The sequence below is a fragment of the Agrobacterium sp. 33MFTa1.1 genome (genome assembly GCF_004328495.1).
GTDB classification, from domain to species: domain Bacteria; phylum Pseudomonadota; class Alphaproteobacteria; order Rhizobiales; family Rhizobiaceae; genus Agrobacterium; species Agrobacterium pusense.
In genome coordinates this window covers 2,268,057-2,287,403 of record NZ_CP036358.1, presented here as the reverse complement: position 1 = coordinate 2,287,403, position 19,347 = coordinate 2,268,057, and the positions used below count along the sequence as shown (strand labels likewise).

At 58.4% G+C, this 19,347-nt stretch carries 21 protein-coding genes; 12 read left to right on the top strand and 9 right to left on the bottom strand.

Annotated features, from left to right (window positions below; genetic code table 11):
- Window positions 1-171 precede the first annotated feature (171 nt).
- A complete protein-coding gene (locus EYD00_RS11505; protein ID WP_004443905.1) occupies window positions 172-912 on the top strand; it encodes a DUF1223 domain-containing protein in 741 nt (246 codons plus the stop codon).
- Between the two features lie 389 nt (window positions 913-1,301).
- The gene (locus EYD00_RS11500; RefSeq protein ID WP_004443903.1) at window positions 1,302-1,694 is read left to right on the top strand and encodes a DUF2794 domain-containing protein; all 393 of its coding nucleotides are present in this window, start codon (window positions 1,302-1,304) and stop codon (window positions 1,692-1,694) included.
- A 114-nt stretch (window positions 1,695-1,808) separates the two neighbouring features.
- On the opposite strand, the gene EYD00_RS11495 is transcribed toward EYD00_RS11500, so the two are convergent.
- The 3 genes from EYD00_RS11495 to EYD00_RS11485 form a co-directional block, all read right to left on the bottom strand.
- Window positions 1,809-2,546, bottom strand: a complete 738-nt coding sequence (locus EYD00_RS11495; protein ID WP_006698258.1) for a Bax inhibitor-1/YccA family protein — start codon at window positions 2,544-2,546, stop codon at window positions 1,809-1,811.
- 218 nt (window positions 2,547-2,764) lie between these two features.
- Window positions 2,765-5,326 carry an ABC transporter permease gene (locus EYD00_RS11490; RefSeq protein ID WP_004443900.1) on the bottom strand — a complete coding sequence of 854 codons (2,562 nt, stop codon included), beginning with the start codon at window positions 5,324-5,326 and terminating at the stop codon, window positions 2,765-2,767.
- Window positions 5,323-6,033, bottom strand: a complete 711-nt coding sequence (locus EYD00_RS11485) for an ABC transporter ATP-binding protein (RefSeq protein WP_004443899.1) — start codon at window positions 6,031-6,033, stop codon at window positions 5,323-5,325. Before EYD00_RS11485 ends, EYD00_RS11490 begins: the two co-directional genes overlap by 4 nt.
- Before the next feature lie 92 nt (window positions 6,034-6,125).
- On the opposite strand from EYD00_RS11485, the gene EYD00_RS11480 reads away from it, so the two are divergent.
- Both EYD00_RS11480 and thpR read left to right on the top strand, forming a co-directional pair.
- Window positions 6,126-6,776, top strand: coding sequence for an arylesterase (locus EYD00_RS11480; RefSeq protein ID WP_004443897.1), 651 nt, complete (start codon window positions 6,126-6,128; stop codon window positions 6,774-6,776).
- Between the two features lie 68 nt (window positions 6,777-6,844).
- Window positions 6,845-7,438: an RNA 2',3'-cyclic phosphodiesterase gene (thpR, locus tag EYD00_RS11475; protein ID WP_004443895.1), complete on the top strand. Its 594-nt coding sequence runs from the start codon at window positions 6,845-6,847 to the stop codon at window positions 7,436-7,438.
- On the opposite strand, the gene EYD00_RS11470 is transcribed toward thpR, so the two are convergent.
- Entirely contained in the window at window positions 7,372-7,848 is a 477-nt protein-coding gene (locus tag EYD00_RS11470; protein ID WP_004443893.1) for a low molecular weight protein-tyrosine-phosphatase, read from the bottom strand. The genes thpR and EYD00_RS11470 overlap by 67 nt on opposite strands.
- Before the next feature lie 58 nt (window positions 7,849-7,906).
- Between EYD00_RS11470 and EYD00_RS11465 the strand changes: the two genes are divergently transcribed.
- The 7 genes from EYD00_RS11465 to EYD00_RS11435 all read left to right on the top strand — a co-directional run bounded on the left by EYD00_RS11465 (window position 7,907) and on the right by EYD00_RS11435 (window position 13,725).
- A complete protein-coding gene (locus tag EYD00_RS11465; protein ID WP_004443891.1) occupies window positions 7,907-8,212 on the top strand; it encodes a 4a-hydroxytetrahydrobiopterin dehydratase in 306 nt (101 codons plus the stop codon).
- A gap of 51 nt (window positions 8,213-8,263) precedes the next feature.
- The gene (locus EYD00_RS11460) at window positions 8,264-8,644 is read left to right on the top strand and encodes a YkvA family protein (protein ID WP_004443888.1); all 381 of its coding nucleotides are present in this window, start codon (window positions 8,264-8,266) and stop codon (window positions 8,642-8,644) included.
- Between the two features lie 296 nt (window positions 8,645-8,940).
- Window positions 8,941-9,444: an invasion associated locus B family protein gene (locus EYD00_RS11455; RefSeq protein ID WP_003523183.1), complete on the top strand. Its 504-nt coding sequence runs from the start codon at window positions 8,941-8,943 to the stop codon at window positions 9,442-9,444.
- 266 nt (window positions 9,445-9,710) lie between these two features.
- Complete coding sequence (rlmN, locus tag EYD00_RS11450; protein WP_077987047.1) at window positions 9,711-10,883, top strand: dual-specificity RNA methyltransferase RlmN; 1,173 nt, start codon at window positions 9,711-9,713, stop codon at window positions 10,881-10,883.
- 108 nt (window positions 10,884-10,991) lie between these two features.
- Window positions 10,992-11,945 carry an ABC transporter substrate-binding protein gene (locus EYD00_RS11445; RefSeq protein ID WP_004443882.1) on the top strand — a complete coding sequence of 318 codons (954 nt, stop codon included), beginning with the start codon at window positions 10,992-10,994 and terminating at the stop codon, window positions 11,943-11,945.
- A gap of 107 nt (window positions 11,946-12,052) precedes the next feature.
- On the top strand, window positions 12,053-12,934 hold the full coding sequence (locus EYD00_RS11440) for an ABC transporter permease (protein WP_004443879.1): 882 nt from the start codon (window positions 12,053-12,055) through the stop codon (window positions 12,932-12,934).
- Window positions 12,931-13,725, top strand: coding sequence for an ABC transporter ATP-binding protein (locus EYD00_RS11435; RefSeq protein ID WP_004443876.1), 795 nt, complete (start codon window positions 12,931-12,933; stop codon window positions 13,723-13,725). The genes EYD00_RS11440 and EYD00_RS11435 overlap by 4 nt, the downstream gene beginning before the upstream one ends.
- Window positions 13,726-13,763: 38 nt before the next feature.
- On the opposite strand, the gene EYD00_RS11430 is transcribed toward EYD00_RS11435, so the two are convergent.
- Both EYD00_RS11430 and EYD00_RS11425 read right to left on the bottom strand, forming a co-directional pair.
- On the bottom strand, window positions 13,764-14,411 hold the full coding sequence (locus EYD00_RS11430; protein WP_004443874.1) for a LysE family translocator: 648 nt from the start codon (window positions 14,409-14,411) through the stop codon (window positions 13,764-13,766).
- A 143-nt stretch (window positions 14,412-14,554) separates the two neighbouring features.
- Entirely contained in the window at window positions 14,555-15,409 is an 855-nt protein-coding gene (locus EYD00_RS11425) for an SDR family NAD(P)-dependent oxidoreductase (protein ID WP_004443871.1), read from the bottom strand.
- A gap of 313 nt (window positions 15,410-15,722) precedes the next feature.
- On the opposite strand from EYD00_RS11425, the gene EYD00_RS11420 reads away from it, so the two are divergent.
- Window positions 15,723-16,946 carry an argininosuccinate synthase gene (locus tag EYD00_RS11420; RefSeq protein ID WP_004443869.1) on the top strand — a complete coding sequence of 408 codons (1,224 nt, stop codon included), beginning with the start codon at window positions 15,723-15,725 and terminating at the stop codon, window positions 16,944-16,946.
- A 53-nt stretch (window positions 16,947-16,999) separates the two neighbouring features.
- Here the strand turns inward: EYD00_RS11420 and EYD00_RS11415 are convergent, their stop codons facing one another.
- From EYD00_RS11415 to EYD00_RS11405, 3 genes are all read right to left on the bottom strand, one after another.
- On the bottom strand, window positions 17,000-18,196 hold the full coding sequence (locus EYD00_RS11415) for a multidrug effflux MFS transporter (RefSeq protein ID WP_004443867.1): 1,197 nt from the start codon (window positions 18,194-18,196) through the stop codon (window positions 17,000-17,002).
- A 5-nt stretch (window positions 18,197-18,201) separates the two neighbouring features.
- The gene (locus EYD00_RS11410) at window positions 18,202-18,660 is read right to left on the bottom strand and encodes a MarR family winged helix-turn-helix transcriptional regulator (RefSeq protein WP_004443866.1); all 459 of its coding nucleotides are present in this window, start codon (window positions 18,658-18,660) and stop codon (window positions 18,202-18,204) included.
- 133 nt (window positions 18,661-18,793) lie between these two features.
- Window positions 18,794-19,210, bottom strand: a complete 417-nt coding sequence (locus tag EYD00_RS11405; protein WP_034500082.1) for a hypothetical protein — start codon at window positions 19,208-19,210, stop codon at window positions 18,794-18,796.
- Window positions 19,211-19,347: the final 137 nt, after the last annotated feature.

Here is a 19,347-nt window from a genome sequence, read left to right as displayed (position 1 = left end):
CGCCGGGAGGAATTCCGGCGTCTTTCCGTTTCAAGTCGCTTGTTTTGTGATTGTCGCTCACCCCTTCGTGACTTTCTATTGAAGGGCGTTAGACGTTATTTTCCGGTTTGCATCCCGGCGGGATTGATCGCATCAATTCGTCTGGATCTCTTCCGGACAAAGGTTTTTGTAATGCCGCTGAAATTCCCCCTGTCGATATGTCTTCTCGGCACGTTGCTCGTCACCTCCGCGCAGGCGCAGCAGGCGGTGAAGGGCGTCGTCGAATTGTTCACATCGCAGGGATGTGCATCCTGCCCCCCGGCGGATGAGGCCCTGCGCAAGATGATCCAGAAGGGCGACGTCGTCGGTCTCTCCTATCATGTCGATTATTGGAACTATCTCGGCTGGACGGATTCGCTCGCATCCAAGGAAAATACCGAACGGCAATACGGTTACATGCGTGCACTCGGCCGCAACGGGGTCTACACGCCGCAGGCCATTCTGAACGGCCGTGACCACGTAAAGGGCGCGGATGTGCGCGGGATCTATGACAGGCTCGACTCGTTCAAGCATGAGGGCAAGGGATTGAACGTACCCGTCTCGTCAAAATTTGCGGGTGATGAGGTGGAGATCGATATCGGTGCGGGCAGCGGCAAGGCCGATGTCGTCGTCGCATATTTTACCCGGGAGCAGACCGTGGATGTGCAGAAGGGTGAAAACCAGGGGAAAAAAATGTCCTACTGGCACAGCGTTTATGACGTGCAGACGGTCGGCATGTGGGACGGTTCGCCGATGACGGTAAAGCTGCCGGCGAGCGTGGTGGCCAAGGTAAAAAAGGGCGGCTGCGCCGTGCTGTTGCAGACGGCGAATGCAAGCGGTGATCCCGCGGCAATTGTCGGTGCAAGTATTTTATTGGGGAACGAAACGCCATAATCGCCGATCTGGCGATTGAAGATCCGGTCCGGGCACTGGGGGCTGGGGGTAAAGGGTCAATGCACCGGACCGGGTCATCTTGGTGCCTAGGCATCAATTGACAATGCGACTATTCCACCCAATTCAGGCCATGGTTTGACCGAAATACGGCAGGCGCCCGTAAAATGGGTGCCTAAATGGTTACCGTTTTTACCCTGCTTTTGCGCGGGACGGTTTGTCGGTGATGTTGGGGCAGATGCTCGTTGTCGCATTGTTTTTCTGCCTGCAGAGCTTTCGAAGCCGAGAAACCCCATCTGGTTCCTATCAGCGCCGTAAGTCGACAACACTTGCAATTTCGAGCCGCCAAGCTCACATTGATCTGATGATTTGGGTGGAATCGGAGGTACTGGATGACCGATCAACCGGATGTGCAGCAGGCTCAAACCGCTTCACGCGACAGTTCCACCGTTATCGATCTCCGTGAATACAAGAAGAACAAGGATCCATTGCCGGTGACCTTTCACCGCCGCGAGCTGGATGCGATTTTGCGCATTTATGGCCGCATGGTGGGAGAAGGGGAGTGGCGGGATTACGCCATCGATCATCTGAAGGAAAAAGCGGTGTTTTCCGTCTTTAAACGGTCGGGAGAAATGCCGCTCTACAGGATCGAAAAGAACCCCAGGCTGGCGGCGAAGCAGGGAGCTTACAGCGTCGTCAATGTGGATGGCCGCATTCTGAAGCGCGGCCACGAGCTGCCGCAAGTCCTCAAGGTTTTCGACAAGGTTTTGAAACTTATCGAATGAGCTCCAGTAACGTCAGTCTCCTGCCTTGACGGGCGATCAGGCGCATTGAGCGAAATGAGGTAATAAAAAAGGCGACCCTGAGGTCGCCTTTCTTTTTCCGTAGGACCCAATCCCTTAGTCGTCGCGGTTCCCGAGGAACTGCAGGAGGAAGGTGAAGAGGTTGATGAAGTCGAGATAGAGCGTCAGCGCACCCATGATGGCCTTGCGGCCAGCGACGGCAACATCGTCAGCATCGAAATACATTTCCTTGATCTTCTGGGTGTCGTAGGCGGTCAGGCCTGCGAAGATCAGCACGCCAATCGCGGAAATCGCGAACTGCAGCGCGGAGGATGCAAGGAAGATGTTGACGATCGAAGCGATGATCAGACCGAACAGGCCCATGATCAAGAACGAGCCCATGCCAGACAGGTCCTTCTTGGTCGTGTAACCGTAAAGCGAGAGCGCACCGAACGAAGCCGCGGTCACGAAGAAGGTCTGCACGATGCTCTGGCCGGTGTAGACCAGGAAGATCGAGGAGAGCGAAACACCCATCAGCGCGGCGTAAACCCAGAAGGTCGTCTGCGCAGCGGAAACGCTCATGTTCTGGATGCGGAAGCTAAGGAAGAAGACCAGTGCCAGCGGAGCGAGCATCACGACCCAACGAAGCGGCGACGCGAAAAGCAGCTGCTGGACAGCCGGATTGGAAGCGGCGAGCGTATAAGTGCCGAACGCGGCAACGCCGGTGATGACCAGAGCCAGCGCCATAAGGTTGTAAACCTTGAGCATATAGGCGCGAAGACCTTCGTCGATCAGCGCACCAGACTGTGCACGCGTCTGCGCCATGCGGTTCTGGTAGTTATTAAAGTCAGCCATTGTTTCCTCTTTTGAGCTCCGTAATTGCTACGGTGTCGGGATACCTCCCGGGCGCCGCTGCGGAGCTTCAGCAAGCCTGCTCAAGAATATGATGGCAGAACGTGTTCGATACAAGGCCTTTTCCCGCCGAAAAGACACCGTATGCGCGAAAAGCGCTCACGTTTTGGCGATCATTACAAAGAATTAATCGTTAAAGTTAAGCGGCGCACAACCGATGATCATTCACCGGCCTGTCTGAGAACAGGCGCTGCCTTCTGCCCGAGAATCCGCCAGGTGCCGATGAGGCCGATGCCCACAGTCATCACAAGGGCGACGACAAGGGTTCCGATTGCCACATCCGGCAGGAAGCTGGAGGGTAGCTTCATGATGCGGGCGATCACGAACCATGCGGAGACACCGCCGGCGAAAAGCGCGAAGACGGCGGTGGCGAGACCGAGGATCATGTATTCATAGGAGAAGGCGCGTATGAGCAGGCTTCGCGTGCCGCCCAGCGTTTTCAGGATGACGGCGTCATGCGTACGGGCGCGATTGCCGGCCGCAAGCGCGCCGGCGAGAACCAGGACGGACGCAATGAGCGCAACGGCTGCGGCGGCGCGGATCGCGGTCGCGAGCTGGCCGACAAGCCGGTTGACGACGTCGAGCGCATCCTTCACGCGGACGCTGGTGATCGTGGGATAAGTATTGGTGACGGCGCGCAATATGCGGCCTTCGTCGGCCGCAGTTGCGGAAGGATCGGCAAGTGTTGCCAGCCAGGCATGGGGCGCGCCGCGGAAAGTATTGGGCGAAAACACCATGACGAAGTTGATCGACAGGGATTCCCATTCGACATTGCGCAGATTGGCGATCTTCGCCGTAATGCTGCGGCCAAGCACGTTGACGGTAACGCTGTCGCCAATCTTCAGGCCCAGATCACCCGCCTCTTTCGCTGCGAAAGAGACCAGCGGTTCGCCGCTATAATCCGTTGCCCACCATGCGCCCTCCGTCAGCTTGGCATTTTCAGGAATGTTTTCGGAATAGGTGATGCCGCGGTCGCCACGCAGCACCCATCGCCCGGACGAGGGTACGTCCATTTTCGTCACGTCTTCTCCGTTGAGAGCGAGGATGCGGCCGCGCAGCATGGGCACTTCCGTCAGGGTGCCATGCGGCGCTTCCTGTTTGAGAAGATCGCGGAAGCCTTGCACTTCGCTGCCCTGAATATCGACGAAAAAGAAATTCGGCGCTTTCTCCGGCAGGCTGTCCGTTAGTTCGCGGCGCAGGTTGCCGTCGATCAGTGTCAGCGTCACGAGGAGGGTCAGGCCGAGGCCGAGAGAAAGAACCACCGAGGGGGTGAGTGCGCCCGGTCGGTGAATATTGCCGATCGCCAGTCTCAGCGCAGCCGAATGAACGCGCGGACTGCGCTTGGCTATGGCCTTTACGCCGGAGGCAACCAGCCGCAGCACTACGAAGGCAAAGGCAATGGCCGCGAGGAAGACCGAGGCTATGAAACGGTCTTCCGCCGAGAAGACAGCAAGGGCCGCAAGCGCCGCCAGAAGCACACCGGTCGCGGTCAGATAAGGCCAGGACGGCAAGCTTCCCTCCTCGAAACCCTGTTCGCGGAAGAGCGCCGTAGCCGGCACCTCGCGTGCCTGACCGAGTGGTACGATGGCGAAGGCGAGTGTCGTCAGGAGGCCGAACAGAGCGGCGAGACCGAGCGCGCCGGGATAGAAGGCAAGTTCTTCCGGCACTGGCAGCACGCCCTCCAGAAACCGCATGGCGATGAGTGGCGCAACGGCACCGACCATAAGCCCGATGACAATGCCGACGGCCGCAATGAAGGCGATCTGGAAGAGATAGGTCATGGTGACCACGGAGGCTGGCGCACCCAGGCATTTCAGCGAGGCGATGGTGGTGCGCTTGGAATCAAGAAATGCGCGAACGGCATTCGCGACGCCGACACCGCCGACGATCAGGGCAGTGAGGCCAACCAGCGTCAGAAACTGCGAGAACCTGTTGACGTTTTCGGTGAGCGACGGGGCAGCCCGGTCGCTGGTGCGGATCGACCAGCCGGCATCGGGAAAGGCCTTGTTGGCTGCATCGGTCATTGCCGCCCGTGCTGCAGGATCGTTCAGCTTGATCTTGTAAGCGTGTTCGACGAGACTGCCCGTCTGAACGAGACCAGAGGCGAAAAGGGCGTCGCGGCTGACCATCAGTCGAGGAGCAAAACCGAAACCATCAGATAGGGCATCCGGCTCATCGATCACGGTGCCGTTCAGTTTCAACGTCACATTACCGAGCAGAATCTCATCGCCGACCTTGATTCCGAGCCGTTCCAGCAGAAGCGGCGCGGCAATCGCGCCATAGGTGTCGTCATTTCCGGCCAGAAGCTCGCTCAGCGGCCGGTTCGGCTCGGCCACGAACGTTCCATAGAGCGGGTAGGAGCCGTCAATGGCCTTTACTTCCGTCAGGGTCTGTTCTGAGCCATTGGCGAGGCGCGCCATGGAGCGTAGACCGGTGGAAACCGCGACGGTGCCGAGACTATCGAGGTAAGCGCGCTCTTCTGCCGTCACTTCCCTGTTGCGCAGCTCAAAACGCACATCGCCTGCCAGTATGGACTGCCCCTCCGTGGCGATGGCGCTGGTGACCGCGCGCGAGACGGAATTGACGGCGGCGATGGCGCCGGTTCCAAGCGCGATGCAGGCGAGGAAGATGTAAAAGCCCCGCAGGCCGCCGCGAATTTCGCGCCGCGCGAGCCTTGCTGCGTTTCTGACATTTGCAAAAGACGAAAGAAAGATTCCGGTCATGCGGATACCGCCCGAGCCATCTGTGAGCGGGCGCTGTCGCCCTCGATTTCGCCGGAGCGAACCTTGATCTGCCGTGAGCATCGGGCCGCCAGCGAGGGATCATGGGTAACGAGGATCATCGTCATGCCGCGCTCGGCCTGTTTGGCAAACAGAAGATCGGCGATCTGTTTGCCCGTGTCGGTATCGAGGTTGCCGGTCGGTTCATCGGCTATCAATACGGCTGGCGACGGGGCGAGTGCGCGGGCGATGGCCACACGCTGCTGCTCGCCGCCGGAGAGCTGGCCGGGATAATGATTGAGGCGCTCGCCGAGACCGACAGCGACCAGTTCACGCTCGGCGATTTCGAACGGGTTCGGAACGTTTGCCAATTCCAGCGGCACTGCGACATTTTCCAGTGCGGTCATGTTGGCGATGAGGTGGAAGGACTGAAAAACGATGCCAATGTTGCGGCCGCGGAAATCCGCGAGCGCGTCCTCACCGAGCTCGTGCAGCGGCGTATCCGAAATGATGATTTCGCCGCTGTCGAGCCTCTCGAGCCCGGCAAGCACCATCAGAAGTGTCGACTTTCCCGATCCGGAGGGGCCGACGATGCCAACCGCCTCGCTCTCTCTGATTGAGAGATCGATGTTCTTGAGAACGTGGACGGAGGCGGCGGCACTGCCGAGCGTGAGGTCGGCTTTCTTCAGCTCTATGATGCTTTTCGTCACAATTCTCGTTCCTATATAGGGTGATGAAAACGGTCTGGCGGTCGATGCGGTCGGTTATTTCAGGCAATGGGAACCAAGTTAGGAAAGCCGTGATGAGATTTAAAGCTGCCCTGTTTCACTTCATCGTCATTTTCGCCACCGCCCTTTCCGCCACTGCTGGCTTCGCCCAGGAGAGGACATTGCAGCTGGTTGGCCTCGGCGACAGCCTGATGGCGGGTTATCAGCTTCCCCCGACTGACAGCTATACCGCACAGCTTGAAGCTGCATTAAAGGCCAGGGGGATCAATGTCGCCATCGCCAACGCAGGTGTGTCCGGTGACACTTCCTCAGGCGGTCTGGCGCGGGCGGAATGGTCTGTTCCCGATGGCGCTGACGGCGTCATTCTGGAACTGGGCGCCAACGACGCACTGCGGGGAATTCCGCCGGAACAGACCGAAAAGAACCTCGACACCATCATTTCCGGTTTTCAGAAGCGCAACATAGCCGTGTTGCTGGTCGGTATTATGGCGCCGCCAAATATGGGCGATGATTATGCAAAGCGCTTCAATCCGATATTCCCGAAGCTTGCGGAAAAATACAACCTGCCGCTTTATCCCTTCTTTCTGGATGGCGTGGTGACGGATGATGCGCTGAAGCTGGACGACAAGATGCACCCCAATACCAAGGGGGTGGTAGTGATGGTCGAAAAATCTTTGCCGGCTGTTGAAAGCTTCATCAAGACAATCGGTGCGCAAAAAAAATAAGCACTTGCGCCCGTCTGCATTGCGTGATTCGCTATGCTTGTTCTGCCAAGAGATTCGGGGAGCTCGCCATGCCGAGACTGTTTACCGCCCTCGAAATTCCGCGCAATGCGGCGATGAGCCTCTCATTGTTGCGCGGTGGTCTGCCGGGAGCCCGGTGGATCGATGTGGAGAATTATCACATAACCCTGCGTTTTATCGGTGACATCGACGGTCGTACCGCCGATGAGGTCGTTGACAGGCTGGACCGGATAGACCGGCCGGAATTCCAGCTCAACCTCACCGGAATGGGCTCCTTCGGCTCCAAGAAGCCGCATTCCATCTGGGCTGGCGTTTCTCCCTCGCCCGAAATGCATGCGCTGCAGGCGGAAATCGAGAGAATCTGCCAAAGGATCGGTCTCCCGCCCGATCCGCGCAAGTTCATGCCCCACGTCACGCTGGCGCGGTTGCGCTCCTCCCGCGTGGACGATGTGGTGCAGTATCTTTCCGGACGCGGCAACTTCCGCACCTCACCCTTTACGGTCGGGCGCTTTGTGCTGATGTCGTCGAAGGAATCGGTGGGTGGCGGGCCCTATATCGTCGAAGAGGTGTTTCCGCTTCACGAGGCGCGGTCCAGCTCGATCTTTTCGAGCAGCGATCTGCATCCCGCTAAAAGCATGTTGTAAACTGTGAGGAATCCGTCCTCGGCCCCGTAGTAGGGATCGGGGACGTTCTCGCGATGCCCGGCGGCATATTCCATGAAAAGATGGATTTTGTGGCGGTGCCTTTCGGAGCTCAATCGCAGCAGGTTCGCCAGATTGTTTTCGTCCATGGCGAATACCAGATCGAAGGTCTCGAAATCCGCCGCAGCGACCTGTCTCGTCCGTTGAAGTGAAATATCGATACCGTGCCGGCGCGCCATGGCGATGGATCGCGGATCGGGCGCGTCACCCCTGTGCCATCCGCCGGTGCCGGCGGAATCGACGGTAAGCTGATGAAGCGCTGCGCTCTCGGCAAGGTTCCTCAAAATCCCTTCGGCCAACGGTGAGCGGCAGATATTGCCCATGCAGACGAAGAGAATAGCTGTATGTTTCATGGAATATGCGTCGATCCGGTCGTTGAAGCGTTAATGGGTTTAAAGCGGAGGCAAATTCATGAAATATCCCAGACTCGAGCCCGATGCCATCCGGCAGGCCCTGCAGAAACTGGAGGGTTGGTCCCTGCGCGAAGACGGGGCGGCGATCGTCCGTTCCTTCAAGTTTTCCAGCTTTGCGGAAGCCTTCGGTTTCATGGCTGAATCCGCTCTCGTCGCAGAGAGGCTCAATCATCATCCCGAATGGTCCAACGTTTATTCGCGGGTCAAGGTATGCCTCACGACCCATGATTCGCAGGGTGTGACGGAGCGCGATTTTCTTCTGGCCGAGGCCATGCAGAAGGCCGCTGCCGGCCGAGGCAATTGAACGCTCCGCCTTAAATCCCATATAATAGCCGTGACCGGAGGACCGTCGATCATGGATGATGTGAAAATCGGTGAAATTCTTCTGCCGGGTGAAACCGACAGGCAGCGTGAGCGCGAAGAGGTTGTTCGGACCAGGTTCTGGCCGAAGCTGAAACGTGTCATGTCGAAAGTGCCGTTTGCCCGCGATGCGGCCGCGGCCTATTACTGCGCGATCGATCGCGACACGCCGCTGCGCGCCAAGGGTATCATCCTCGCTGCGCTGGCTTATTTCATCATGCCTTTTGATGCCGTGCCGGACATGCTGGCCGTCGTCGGTTTTACTGATGACATAGCCGTCATTACCGCAGCGCTCGCGATGATCCGCGCCAATATCAAGATGGAACATTACGACGCGGCGGACGCCATGTTGAAGCGGCAGCAGGAGGCCGGGTAACGCCTCTGTGATCTGCCCGTTCGGGCGCGCCCGACGGGCGACAAATTCTTGCCTGAATTTATGTGTCATACACACGGAGGAAGGGTGTCGCACGCCCTTCTCCTCAGGGCGTCGGGAGTCGCCAATCTGTAACACTGCAAGACGTTTCCGGCATTTTATGCGTGTTGTTGACGGTTTGGTAACCGCTTCCCGACCACAATGAGAAAAGACGATCCGCACCTGAACGTGGCCGATCCAGACTCTGGGCTCGCCGATGCTTCGGGCCAATGGAAGACAATAACCCGGCAGGAAATTCTATGTTTGTAAGAAGTGTAGCAACCGCAGCGGCCATTTTGCTGACCAGCGTCGGCGTAGCATCTGCACAGTCGCCCACGCGCATCCAGCAGTTCAATGCTTGGGGTGCCTATTCGTACAAATCGGGCAACAGCACCGTCTGCTACGTTCTTTCCATTCCCACCGCCAAGGAACCGGCGAGCGTCGACCACGGCGATATATTCTTCATCGTCTCCCAGCGCCCGGGCCAGAACATCTCCTACGAGCCGCAGGCCATGGTAGGTTATCCGCTGAAGCAGGGTTCGAAGGTCAATGTGACGATCGACAACAAGAATTTCGTCATGTTCACGAAGGACAAGGCCGCCTGGGTTGAAAACGCTGCGGAAGAACCGGCTCTCGTGGCTGCCATGAAGGGCGGCAAGTCCATGACCGTCAAGGCAGTTTCTGGCCGTGGCACCGCGACCTCCTATTCCTATTCGCTGTCGGGTATTTCGGCTGCTCTCAAGCAGATCGAGAGCTGCAAGTAACGCTGACCCTTCATCGCGTTTGACAATGGCCGGTCCTCGACCGGCCATTTGCGTTTTTGCCAGTTTGATGCTAAAGGCGCGGCAATATTGACAGGCGGATGCGCGAAAAGTGCTCCGCCTTTGATTTTCTCGACATGCAGACGATTTTCCGCCTTCCCGACAGGCCGGTCGTGCGACGCATGGAACGATGGGATAACGTGATGTCCGTAATGCAAGCTCCTGCCGGTCTGGCAGTCAAAACCCCGCTGATCGCCAATAGCGATCTCATGTCCGGCAAGCCGTCGCTGATCGGCATGACCCGTGAGGAGATGGGTGAGGCGCTCGCGGAAATCGGTGTGCCGCAAAAGCAGGTGAAGATGCGCGTCAGCCAGTTGTGGAACTGGCTTTATGTGCGCGGCGTCTCCGATTTCGACAATATGACCAATGTCGCCAAGGAGCTTCGCGAGAAGCTGAAGGCGGCCTTCACCATCGCCCGACCTGAAATCGTCGAGGAGCAGATCTCCAATGACGGCACCCGCAAATGGCTGATGCGTTTTCCGCCGCGGGGCGCTGGTCGTCCCGTCGAGATCGAAACGGTTTATATTCCGGAAGAAGGGCGCGGCACGCTGTGCATTTCGAGCCAGGTGGGCTGTTCGCTGACCTGTTCTTTCTGTCACACCGGCACGCAGCGTCTGGTGCGCAACCTGACGGCCGAGGAAATCCTCTCGCAGCTGTTGCTGGCGCGTGATCGGCTCGGTGATTTCCCCGATGGTTCGACGCCGGTTGGCGCTTATGTGCCGAGCGAAGGCCGCAAGGTCTCCAACATCGTGATGATGGGCATGGGCGAGCCGCTCTACAATTTCGAGCATGTTAAGACCGCGCTTCTGATCGCCACCGATGGCGATGGCCTGTCGCTTTCCAAGCGCCGCGTTACACTCTCCACCTCGGGTGTGGTGCCGGAAATCTTCCGCACCGGCGATGAGATCGGCGTCATGCTGGCGATTTCGCTGCATGCGGTGCGTGATGAGTTGCGCGACATGCTGGTGCCCATCAACAAGAAATATCCTCTGAAGGAACTGATCGAAGCCTGCCGCAGATATCCGGGCCTCTCCAACGCCCGGCGCATCACCTTCGAATATGTGATGCTCAAGGACGTCAATGACAGTCTGGAAGACGCCAAGATGCTGGTGCAGCTTCTGAAGGGCGTTCCGGCCAAGATCAACCTCATTCCGTTCAACCCGTGGCCGGGCACGAATTACCAGTGCTCGGACTGGGCGCAGATCGAGAAGTTCGCCGATTTCATCAATCAGGCAGGTTATGCCTCGCCGATCCGCACGCCGCGCGGCCGCGATATCCTAGCGGCCTGTGGCCAGCTGAAGTCGGAATCCGAGCGCATGCGCAAGACCGAAAGGCTGGCTTTCGAGGCGATGATGATCGCCAACCACGGCGCAGACGACTGAATAAGCCGGTTTTGCCTCATAAAGCTGGGTTTCCGGCGGTTCTCCGATTGATTTCGGCCTGTCTTGTTCCTAAGAAGACGAAAACAGGGAACCAACAGGAGGATATCCATGCGCGCATTCATTCTGGCTCTCGCCGCTGCGAGCGCCATCGTTCTGCCGGCGAAGGCTGAAACCGTCACCGTTGCCGTGACCGCCATCGTCGAACATCCGGCACTCGATGCCGCCCGCGATGGCGTGAAGGCTGCCCTTGCCGAAGCGGGCTACAAGGAAGGTGAGAACCTCAAGTTCCTTTACGAATCCGCGCAGGGCAATCCCGGCACCGCAGCACAGATCGCGCGCCAGTTCGTTGGCGAGGCACCTGCTGTCATCGTGCCGATTTCCACGCCGTCTGCCCAGGCCGTCGTTGCCGCCACGCGCGACATCCCGGTTGTCTTCACGGCGGTTTCCGATCCGGTCGGCGCGCAGCTCGTCAAGGATATGCAGAAGCCGGGCCGTAACGTCACCGGCCTTTCCGACATGTTGCCGGTCGGCGAACATCTGGCGCTCATCAAGGAAATCTCGCCGAACGCCAAGTCCATCGGCTTCATCTACAATTCGGCCGAGGCAAACTCCGTTTCGACACTCGCCCTCTTGAAGACCGAGGCCGAGAAGGCGGGTCTCAAGGTTGTTGAATCCGTCGCCACCAAGTCGGCTGAGGTGCAGGGTGCGACCCGTGCGCTGGTCGGCAAGGCCGACGTGATCTACGTTCCGACTGACAACACCATCGTTTCGGCTTTCGAGGCTGCTGCCGGTGTTGCGTCTGAAGCCAAGATCCCGCTTTATGCCGCCGATACGGATTCCGTTGCTCGCGGTGCGGTTGCTGCCCTCGGCTTCAACTATTTCGACGTTGGCAAGCAGACCGGTGCCGTCGTTGTCCGCATCCTCAAGGGTGAAAAGCCGGGCGATATTCCGGCAACCGTTGCTGTTGGCACCGATCTCGTGATCAACAAGAAGGCCGCTGAAAAAGCAGGCGTCACCTTCCCCGAAAGCGTTACGAAGCGCGCTACCAAGGTCATCGACTGAACCGAAACCTGACTGAATAACGGGCGGCGGCAAACTCGCCGCCCGTTTTACGTGGCACGAGACGGTGCCCGTATCCGCCCGATGGCGGCAATAACAAGGACATTACCGTGAGCCAAATCGCCTTCTGGGGTGCCGTGGAGCTGGGACTGGTCTTCGCTTTCGTGGCGATCGGCGTTTACCTCGCTTTCCGGGTGCTTGATTTTCCTGACCTGACCGTGGACGGTTCGTTTCCGCTTGGCGCTGCCGTGGCAGCCGTGCTGATCATCGCCGGTCTGAATGCCTGGGTCGCGACGGCGATTGCGATGGTGGCCGGTGCGGCTGCCGGCATCGTGACCGCCACACTCAATGTGCGTTTCAAGATTCTGAACCTGCTTGCCTCGATCCTGACGATGATCGCACTGTTTTCGGTCAACCTGCGCGTGATGGGAAAGCCGAATGTCGCGCTGCTCAATCAGGACACGATGATATCGCCGTTTTACGGCCTCGGCCTTTCTGAATATCTGGTGCGGCCGCTCTTCGTCGGCGCTTTGGTGCTGATTGCGGTCATTCTCGTCTGGCGTTTCCTTGAAAGCGATGCGGGTCTTGCCATGCGCGCGACGGGTGCCAATGCCCGGATGGCGCGGGCGCAGGGCGTGAAGACCGGTAGCCAGATCTATCTTGGCATGGCGCTTTCAAATGCGCTTGTGGCTCTTGGTGGTGCGCTGTTTGCCCAGACCAATGGTTTTGCGGATGTGACTTCCGGTGTCGGCACCATTGTTGTCGGGCTTGCGGCCGTCATCATCGGTGAAACCCTGTTTGGCGCGCGCGGCATCCTGATCGCGCTGATCGGCTGTGTCTTCGGCTCCATCGCCTATCGTCTCGCCATCCAGCTTGCTCTGTCGAGTGATGTGTTGGGTCTCAAGGCGTCCGATCTCAATTTCGTAACGGCGGTACTGGTGGCCATCGCATTGATCCTGCCCCGACTGCGCCGTGGGGGAGCAACATCGTGATTTCGCTTTCCGACATCCAGGTCGTCTTCGGGCGCGGCACGCCGCTGCAGAAGCAGGCGCTGTCCAAGATAGACCTCACCATTGAGGATGGCTCCTTCGTCACGGTCATCGGTTCCAATGGTGCGGGCAAATCCACACTTCTCGGTGTTCTGGCCGGCGATGTGCTGCCCACGGCGGGCAGGGTGATGATCGGTGGCGCCGATGTTACCCGCAAGTCGACCGCCAGCCGGGCGGGGCGGGTGGCACGCGTGTTTCAGGACCCGCTGGCGGGCAGCTGCGGCGCGCTTACCATTGAGGAAAACCTCGCGCTGGCGGCATCACGTGGTGAACGTCGCGGTCTTTTGCCCGCGCTCGGACGTGGCCGGCGGGATTTTTTCAAGGAGCGTATCGCTTCGCTCAATCTCGGTCTGGAAAATCGTCTGAAGGACCGCATGGACCTTCTGTCGGGCGGCCAGAGGCAGGCGGTCTCGCTCGTCATGGCGACACTAGCAGGCTCGGACGTGCTTCTATTGGACGAACATACGGCAGCCCTCGACCCCGGCATGGCGGAATTCGTGATGGAATTGACCCGCAAGGTGGTATCGGAGCGCAAGCTGACGACGCTGATGGTCACCCATTCCATGCGTCAGGCGCTGGACTATGGCACGCGCACGATCATGCTGCATGCCGGTGAGATCGTGCTCGACGTTTCCGGCGACAGCCGCAAGGATCTTGAGGTGGAGGATCTGATCGACATGTTCCGCAAGATACGCGGCCAGAAGCTCGATGACGATGAGTTGCTGATTGGTTGATTCTAAAAAAGGCGCCGTAAGGCGCCTTTTGTTTGCCGTCAGCGCGCCTGCGTGAAGAAAATCTTCACGGCGAAAAGCGAAAAGACGCCGGCGATCGTATAATCCAGTCCGCGCAGAATCTTCCGATTGCGTTGCAGCCAGGCGGAGAGAACATCTGCGGCGATCACGATGCCGATGCCGATCGGCAGTGCGACGATGATTGACCAGATGCCGAGGAAAATCAGCTTGCCGGTCACATGCGGATCGGATGCGCTGACGAATTGCGGCAGGAAGGTCATGAAGAAGATGATGATCTTCGGGTTCAGCAGGTTGACCCAGATGCCGTTCAGCAGGGCGGATTTGAGGGAGGCCTGCGCTTTTTCGCCGGTGCCTTTGACCATCACGAAATCCGAGCCCTTGCGGATCGCCTGAATGGCGAGCCAGACAAGATAAGCGGCTCCGCCGGTCTTCAGGATCATGAAAGCCGTCGGCGAGGCGACGATGAGGGCGGCGACACCGAAGGCGACCAGCATCGTGTGCACGGTGATGCCGATATTGGTTCCTACCAGGGTCATGAAGCCCGCCGCCCGGCCTTCGCGCAGGGAGCGGCTGATCCAGAGCGTCATGTCCGGACCCGGCGTTACCGCCAGGAGAAGGATGGCGATGGTGAAGGCGATCAGTGTTGGCAGGCTTGGAACGAAATCCATCGCGGCACCCGTAAAGCTGGAGACGGCCGTTGTTTAACGTGATTGCGGATTTCTGCCAATGTTTTTGAGTGGCGGCCCTAGCGCAGTGGTGGATTAAACAGGGCGGGGCACCGCAATTTTCAGATCGCGGCGGCCCCTAGGCGTCAGTTCTTGAGGAAGCTGGTGAAGGCGGCGGAATATTCCGTGTGCCAGCGCGAGAGCGGCGGGCGGTTCTGGACGATATCATAGGCCGCCCAGAGAATGCGTTTCTCGTCCGTCGGGCGGTCAACCTCGCCATCCGGGCAGAGAATGTAGAAATCGCCCCGGCCGATGCTTTCGAGCATGAACTCGATGGTCTGTTCGCCGGTCCAGGCGCCTTCCGGTTTTTCCGTTCTGCCGTGGGCTGTAAGGCCTGTGAAGACGAAGCCGGGGATGAGGAGATGGGCGGAAACTCTACCATTTGGAACATTGCGCAACTCGTGTTGAAGCGCTTCCGTGAAGGTTTTGACGCCCGATTTCGAGACATTGTAGGCGGGATCGCCGGGAGGCGTGGTGATGCCCTGTTTCGAGCCGGTGTTGATGATGAGTGCCGGCTCACCATGTGCGATCATGCCCTGACCGAAGACACGGCTGCCATTCACAACGCCCATCAGATTGACGCTGATAATCTTTTCCCAGTTGGCCTGGGGACCGAAAATGGCGCTGCCAGGCTGGATGCCGGCATTGTTCATGAGGACGTGAACGCGCCCGAAACGCTGAATTACGGCGCGTTCCAGCGCCTCCAGCTCATCGAGTTTCGAGACGTCGGTCGGGATCGCAACGATTTGCGCCTCGCCGTCCCGGGCAAGTGCCAGAACGTCCGCATGCGCGGCGGCAAGTTTCTCGCCATCGAGATCGACGAGCACGACACTCATGCCGAAACCGGCGAATTTGCGGGCGGCGGCGAGTCCGATGCCAGAGGCCGCACCTGTTATGACGGCGACATTATCTTCCTTGAATGCGGGGTGGATGGTCGTCATAGGTTTCTCCTTCGCGTCGTTTCTGCTGTTTCCAGCGGTTTGCAACGTTGCCTGAACCTGAGTGGCTTCATTCACGGTTTTCAAGTCGATCGCGCCGCTTCATCATAAAGCGCGAATTTTCTAAATGCATGTGACAACGGCTTCGTTCCCCTCGGTGTAGCTGTCGTCACGTGCGTCACGCGTGTCCATCAATTGTTTTGTCGCTTATCTCACGGAAAAGCGCTTCACACATTTCGGGTTGCACTGTAAAAGTGCCGAAATCCCAAGGAAATGGCGGTGTCCCGATGCCGTCATCATGCAGATGGACATCACTATGGCACTCCCGAAAGACGTTAAGAAAGTCGTTCTCGCCTATTCCGGCGGCCTCGACACCTCGATCATTCTGAAATGGCTTCAGACGGAACTCGGCGCTGAGGTCGTTACCTTCACCGCCGATCTCGGCCAGGGCGAAGAGCTTGAGCCGGCACGCAAGAAGGCCGAGATGCTGGGCATCAAGGAAATTTTCATCGAGGACGTCCGTGAAGAGTTCGTGCGCGATTTCGTGTTTCCAATGTTCCGCGCCAACGCCGTCTACGAAGGCGTCTATCTGCTCGGCACCTCCATTGCCCGGCCGCTGATTTCCAAGCACCTGATTGAAATCGCCAGGAAGACCGGCGCCGACGCCATCGCCCATGGTGCGACCGGCAAAGGCAACGACCAGGTGCGTTTCGAGCTTTCGGCCTATGCACTGAACCCTGACATCAAGATCATCGCCCCGTGGCGCGACTGGACGTTCAAGAGCCGTACCGACCTCCTGAACTTTGCCGAACAGCACCAGATTCCGGTTGCCAAGGACAAGAAGGGCGAAGCGCCGTTCTCCGTCGACGCCAACCTGCTGCACTCCTCTTCCGAGGGCAAGGTTCTGGAAGACCCGGCGGTGGAAGCTCCTGAATATGTGCATATGCGCACTATCTCCCCGGAAGCCGCTCCCGACAAGGCAACCGTCATCAAGGTTGGTTTCCGAAAGGGTGATGCCTGCTCGATCAATGGTGTCGAGATGTCGCCTGCGACGCTTCTTGCCACGCTCAACAATTATGGCCGTGAAAACGGCATCGGCCGTCTCGATCTGGTCGAGAATCGCTTCGTCGGCATGAAGTCGCGCGGCGTTTACGAAACGCCCGGCGGTACCATCCTTCTTGCCGCGCATCGCGCCATCGAGTCCATCACGCTCGACCGGGGTGCTGCGCATCTGAAGGACGAGCTGATGCCGCGCTACGCCGAGTTGATCTATTACGGCTTCTGGTTCTCGCCGGAGCGCGAAATGCTGCAGGCCCTGATCGACAAGAGCCAGGAGCATGTGGAAGGCGAAGTGACGCTGAAGCTCTATAAGGGCAACGTCATGGTAACCGGCCGCGAGAGTGCCAAGTCGCTCTACTCCGACGCGCTGGTGACCTTTGAGGACGACCACGGCGCTTATGACCAGAAGGATGCTGCAGGCTTCATCAAGCTCAATGCGCTGCGTCTTCGCACGTTGGCAAAGCGCAATCTCAGCAAGTAATTCTGTTCTTGAAAAAATAACGAAACCCGCTGGTGGTGACACCGGCGGGTTTTTCATGTCGCTCTTCTGGAGACGATGCGGAAGCCGATGTAGCTGGCAACGGCCGTGAATTCCATCATGGGAATGATGACGCCGAAGCCGGTCAAAGGTGAACCGATGAGGGAGGCTGCAGCACCGCCGGCGAAGCCCGATCCCATCTGGATAAATCCCATCATGGCCGATGCCGAACCGGCGATATGTGGGAAGGGCGCAAGCGCTGCTGTCACCATCGAAGGGGTCAGCAGGGCGATGCCGACAGTTGCGACTGCAACGGGCCCCATGATCGAAAGGAACGATGGCGGCATCAGGAAAACTGACAATAAAATAAGGAGGCCGCCGGTTCCGGAAAAACAGAGGCCGATCACGACCGAGCGCCGGTCACCCAGTCGGGGTGCGATGTAACGCAGGGCAATCGAGCCGAAGAAGTAGGCGCCTGTCTGCATCAGCATGCCGATGCCGAAGGCGGTGGGTGTCATGCCGACCTCGTTGATAAGGATGAAAGTCAGCATGGTGGCCTGCGCATAAAGCGCGCCGATGGAACCACCGAGCACCAGTGCAGCCAGAAGGAAACGTGGCGCGCTGAGCAGCGTGCCATAGGCCGACAGGAGCCGCCTGGGCCGGATCAGGCTCCTGTCCGGAACCGTTGTTTCCCGCAAAAAAATCACGACGGATAAAATGGCGATGGCTCCGAGCCCGACCATCAGAAAAAACACGGATTTCCAGCCGAAAGCCGCGAGTGAAAGTCCACCGATCGTCGGTCCGAGAGCAGGGCCGACCGCCAGCATGATACCAATGAGATTCATGATGCTGGAGGCTTCGGCGCCGGTAAACTGGTCGCGCACCACGGCACGCGCCACCGTCATACCGACCGAAGCACCGATGCCCTGAACCAGCCGGGCGAAAAGCAGCACTTCGATCGTCGGCGCGGAAATGGCCACCAGGCCGCCGCCCAGAAAGATCAGGAGGAAGACGATGCTTGCCTTTCGCCGACCGAAGGCATCCGATGCCGGCCCGGCGAGCAGTTGCGCCAGCGCGAACCCGGCAAAATAGAGGGACAGGCTGAGCTTGACGGCGGACTGGTCAGTGGCAAAAACCCGCGTCAGTTCCGGCATGGCGGGTGTGTAAATCGCCATGGATATGGGCGCAAGCGCCGTCAAAAACGCACCAAGCATCGCCGTGCGTTTCGTGGACATGATCGGTTTTGGCGACATGGTGATCAGCCGTTCTGCCCCGGTTGTTCCGGCTGCAGATTGTCACGAAGGGTTTGCAGAAAGTGGCGGAACAACGCCACCTCCTCGTCATTCAGGCCCTGGGTAGCGTGGCGGACGAGTTCATCTATTTCCTGCCGCACGGCTTCCAGCATGTCGGCTGAGGATTTGGTCAGCACAATACGCTTGGAGCGTCTGTCCTGTGGGTCCTGCTGCCGCTCGATGAGATTGAGGGACTGCAACTTATCAAGATAGGCGCAGATCGTCATGGGTTCTATTCCGAGGCGAGCGGCGATGTCTGACTGTTTGCTGCCGTCAACGACAGCGACCGTCAGCAATGCGCGCGCCTCGCCGGGGGTCAGGCCCAGTCCGGCCTCGGATATACGGCGCTCAAAAGCACTGTTCAGCAGGCGTGCACCGCTGTTCAGCAGAAATGCCAATGAATCTCTTTCGCGTTTCGTGCCCATGCTTCGCCTTTTCGTAAGTCAGCCTTACTAAAATCCGGGCGATAATCAATGGTACACAAATCATATTACCGAAAATCGAGTAAACTATATGTCACTTCCATTGCGGTGTGCCCCGCAACGCGGTTCAGGGCCGTCACGCCAAAGCAAAAAAAGACAGAACGTCCTGCATTTTTTCAACCTCGTCTGCGGTGCCGATGGAACGGGCAATTTCAGCTCGGTCGGAAAAATAGGTCAGGAAGTCGAATTCCGTGTCCTCGGTCACATCAGCTATGTCGATGACCTCACCGCTGGCACTAGGGGTTTGTGCCGGAAGTTCGGACGAAAGGGTGTCCTGGCTGATTTTTCCCGCATGGTAATAATCTCGGGCGATTTCGCGCAGGTCGCGCGGGCTGATGCGGGTAAAATCTATCCCTCTTACCGTCTCTTCAAAGCCTGAGGCTGCATCGGATTTTCCGGCCTTGCCGAAATCGGCAATGCCCACGGATCTTGCGTTTCTGGAATTGTCCCTGAAAAGGAAATTATTAGAGGACCTTAAAGAATAAATCTCCATAATACATATCTCCGTCATGGGATATTATTTAAAGAAGCAGACCATGATGTCGTCATATCGGTCAATACTTGGAAATGAAGGCGAGTGCGTATTCCACACCAAATTCCGATATTGAATTGGCGGCGGCGGCGTGCCCA

Bases quoted from the DNA above. Each gene is read 5' to 3' on its own strand.
- EYD00_RS11455 (WP_003523183.1), top strand. From the start codon at position 8,941: ATGTTTGTAAGAAGTGTAGCAACCGCAGCGGCCATTTTGCTGACCAGC.
- rlmN (WP_077987047.1), top strand. From the start codon at position 9,711: ATGTCCGGCAAGCCGTCGCTGATCGGCATGACCCGTGAGGAGATGGGT.
- EYD00_RS11505 (WP_004443905.1), top strand. From the start codon at position 172: ATGCCGCTGAAATTCCCCCTGTCGATATGTCTTCTCGGCACGTTGCTC.
- EYD00_RS11415 (WP_004443867.1), bottom strand. From the start codon at position 18,196: ATGTCGCCAAAACCGATCATGTCCACGAAACGCACGGCGATGCTTGGT.
- EYD00_RS11405 (WP_034500082.1), bottom strand. From the start codon at position 19,210: ATGGAGATTTATTCTTTAAGGTCCTCTAATAATTTCCTTTTCAGGGAC.
- EYD00_RS11445 (WP_004443882.1), top strand. From the start codon at position 10,992: ATGCGCGCATTCATTCTGGCTCTCGCCGCTGCGAGCGCCATCGTTCTG.
- EYD00_RS11465 (WP_004443891.1), top strand. From the start codon at position 7,907: ATGAAATATCCCAGACTCGAGCCCGATGCCATCCGGCAGGCCCTGCAG.
- EYD00_RS11460 (WP_004443888.1), top strand. From the start codon at position 8,264: ATGGATGATGTGAAAATCGGTGAAATTCTTCTGCCGGGTGAAACCGAC.
- thpR (WP_004443895.1), top strand. From the start codon at position 6,845: ATGCCGAGACTGTTTACCGCCCTCGAAATTCCGCGCAATGCGGCGATG.
- EYD00_RS11500 (WP_004443903.1), top strand. From the start codon at position 1,302: ATGACCGATCAACCGGATGTGCAGCAGGCTCAAACCGCTTCACGCGAC.
- EYD00_RS11425 (WP_004443871.1), bottom strand. From the start codon at position 15,409: ATGACGACCATCCACCCCGCATTCAAGGAAGATAATGTCGCCGTCATA.
- EYD00_RS11420 (WP_004443869.1), top strand. From the start codon at position 15,723: ATGGCACTCCCGAAAGACGTTAAGAAAGTCGTTCTCGCCTATTCCGGC.
- EYD00_RS11480 (WP_004443897.1), top strand. From the start codon at position 6,126: ATGAGATTTAAAGCTGCCCTGTTTCACTTCATCGTCATTTTCGCCACC.
- EYD00_RS11470 (WP_004443893.1), bottom strand. From the start codon at position 7,848: ATGAAACATACAGCTATTCTCTTCGTCTGCATGGGCAATATCTGCCGC.
- EYD00_RS11495 (WP_006698258.1), bottom strand. From the start codon at position 2,546: ATGGCTGACTTTAATAACTACCAGAACCGCATGGCGCAGACGCGTGCA.
- EYD00_RS11410 (WP_004443866.1), bottom strand. From the start codon at position 18,660: ATGGGCACGAAACGCGAAAGAGATTCATTGGCATTTCTGCTGAACAGC.
- EYD00_RS11430 (WP_004443874.1), bottom strand. From the start codon at position 14,411: ATGGATTTCGTTCCAAGCCTGCCAACACTGATCGCCTTCACCATCGCC.
- EYD00_RS11490 (WP_004443900.1), bottom strand. From the start codon at position 5,326: ATGACCGGAATCTTTCTTTCGTCTTTTGCAAATGTCAGAAACGCAGCA.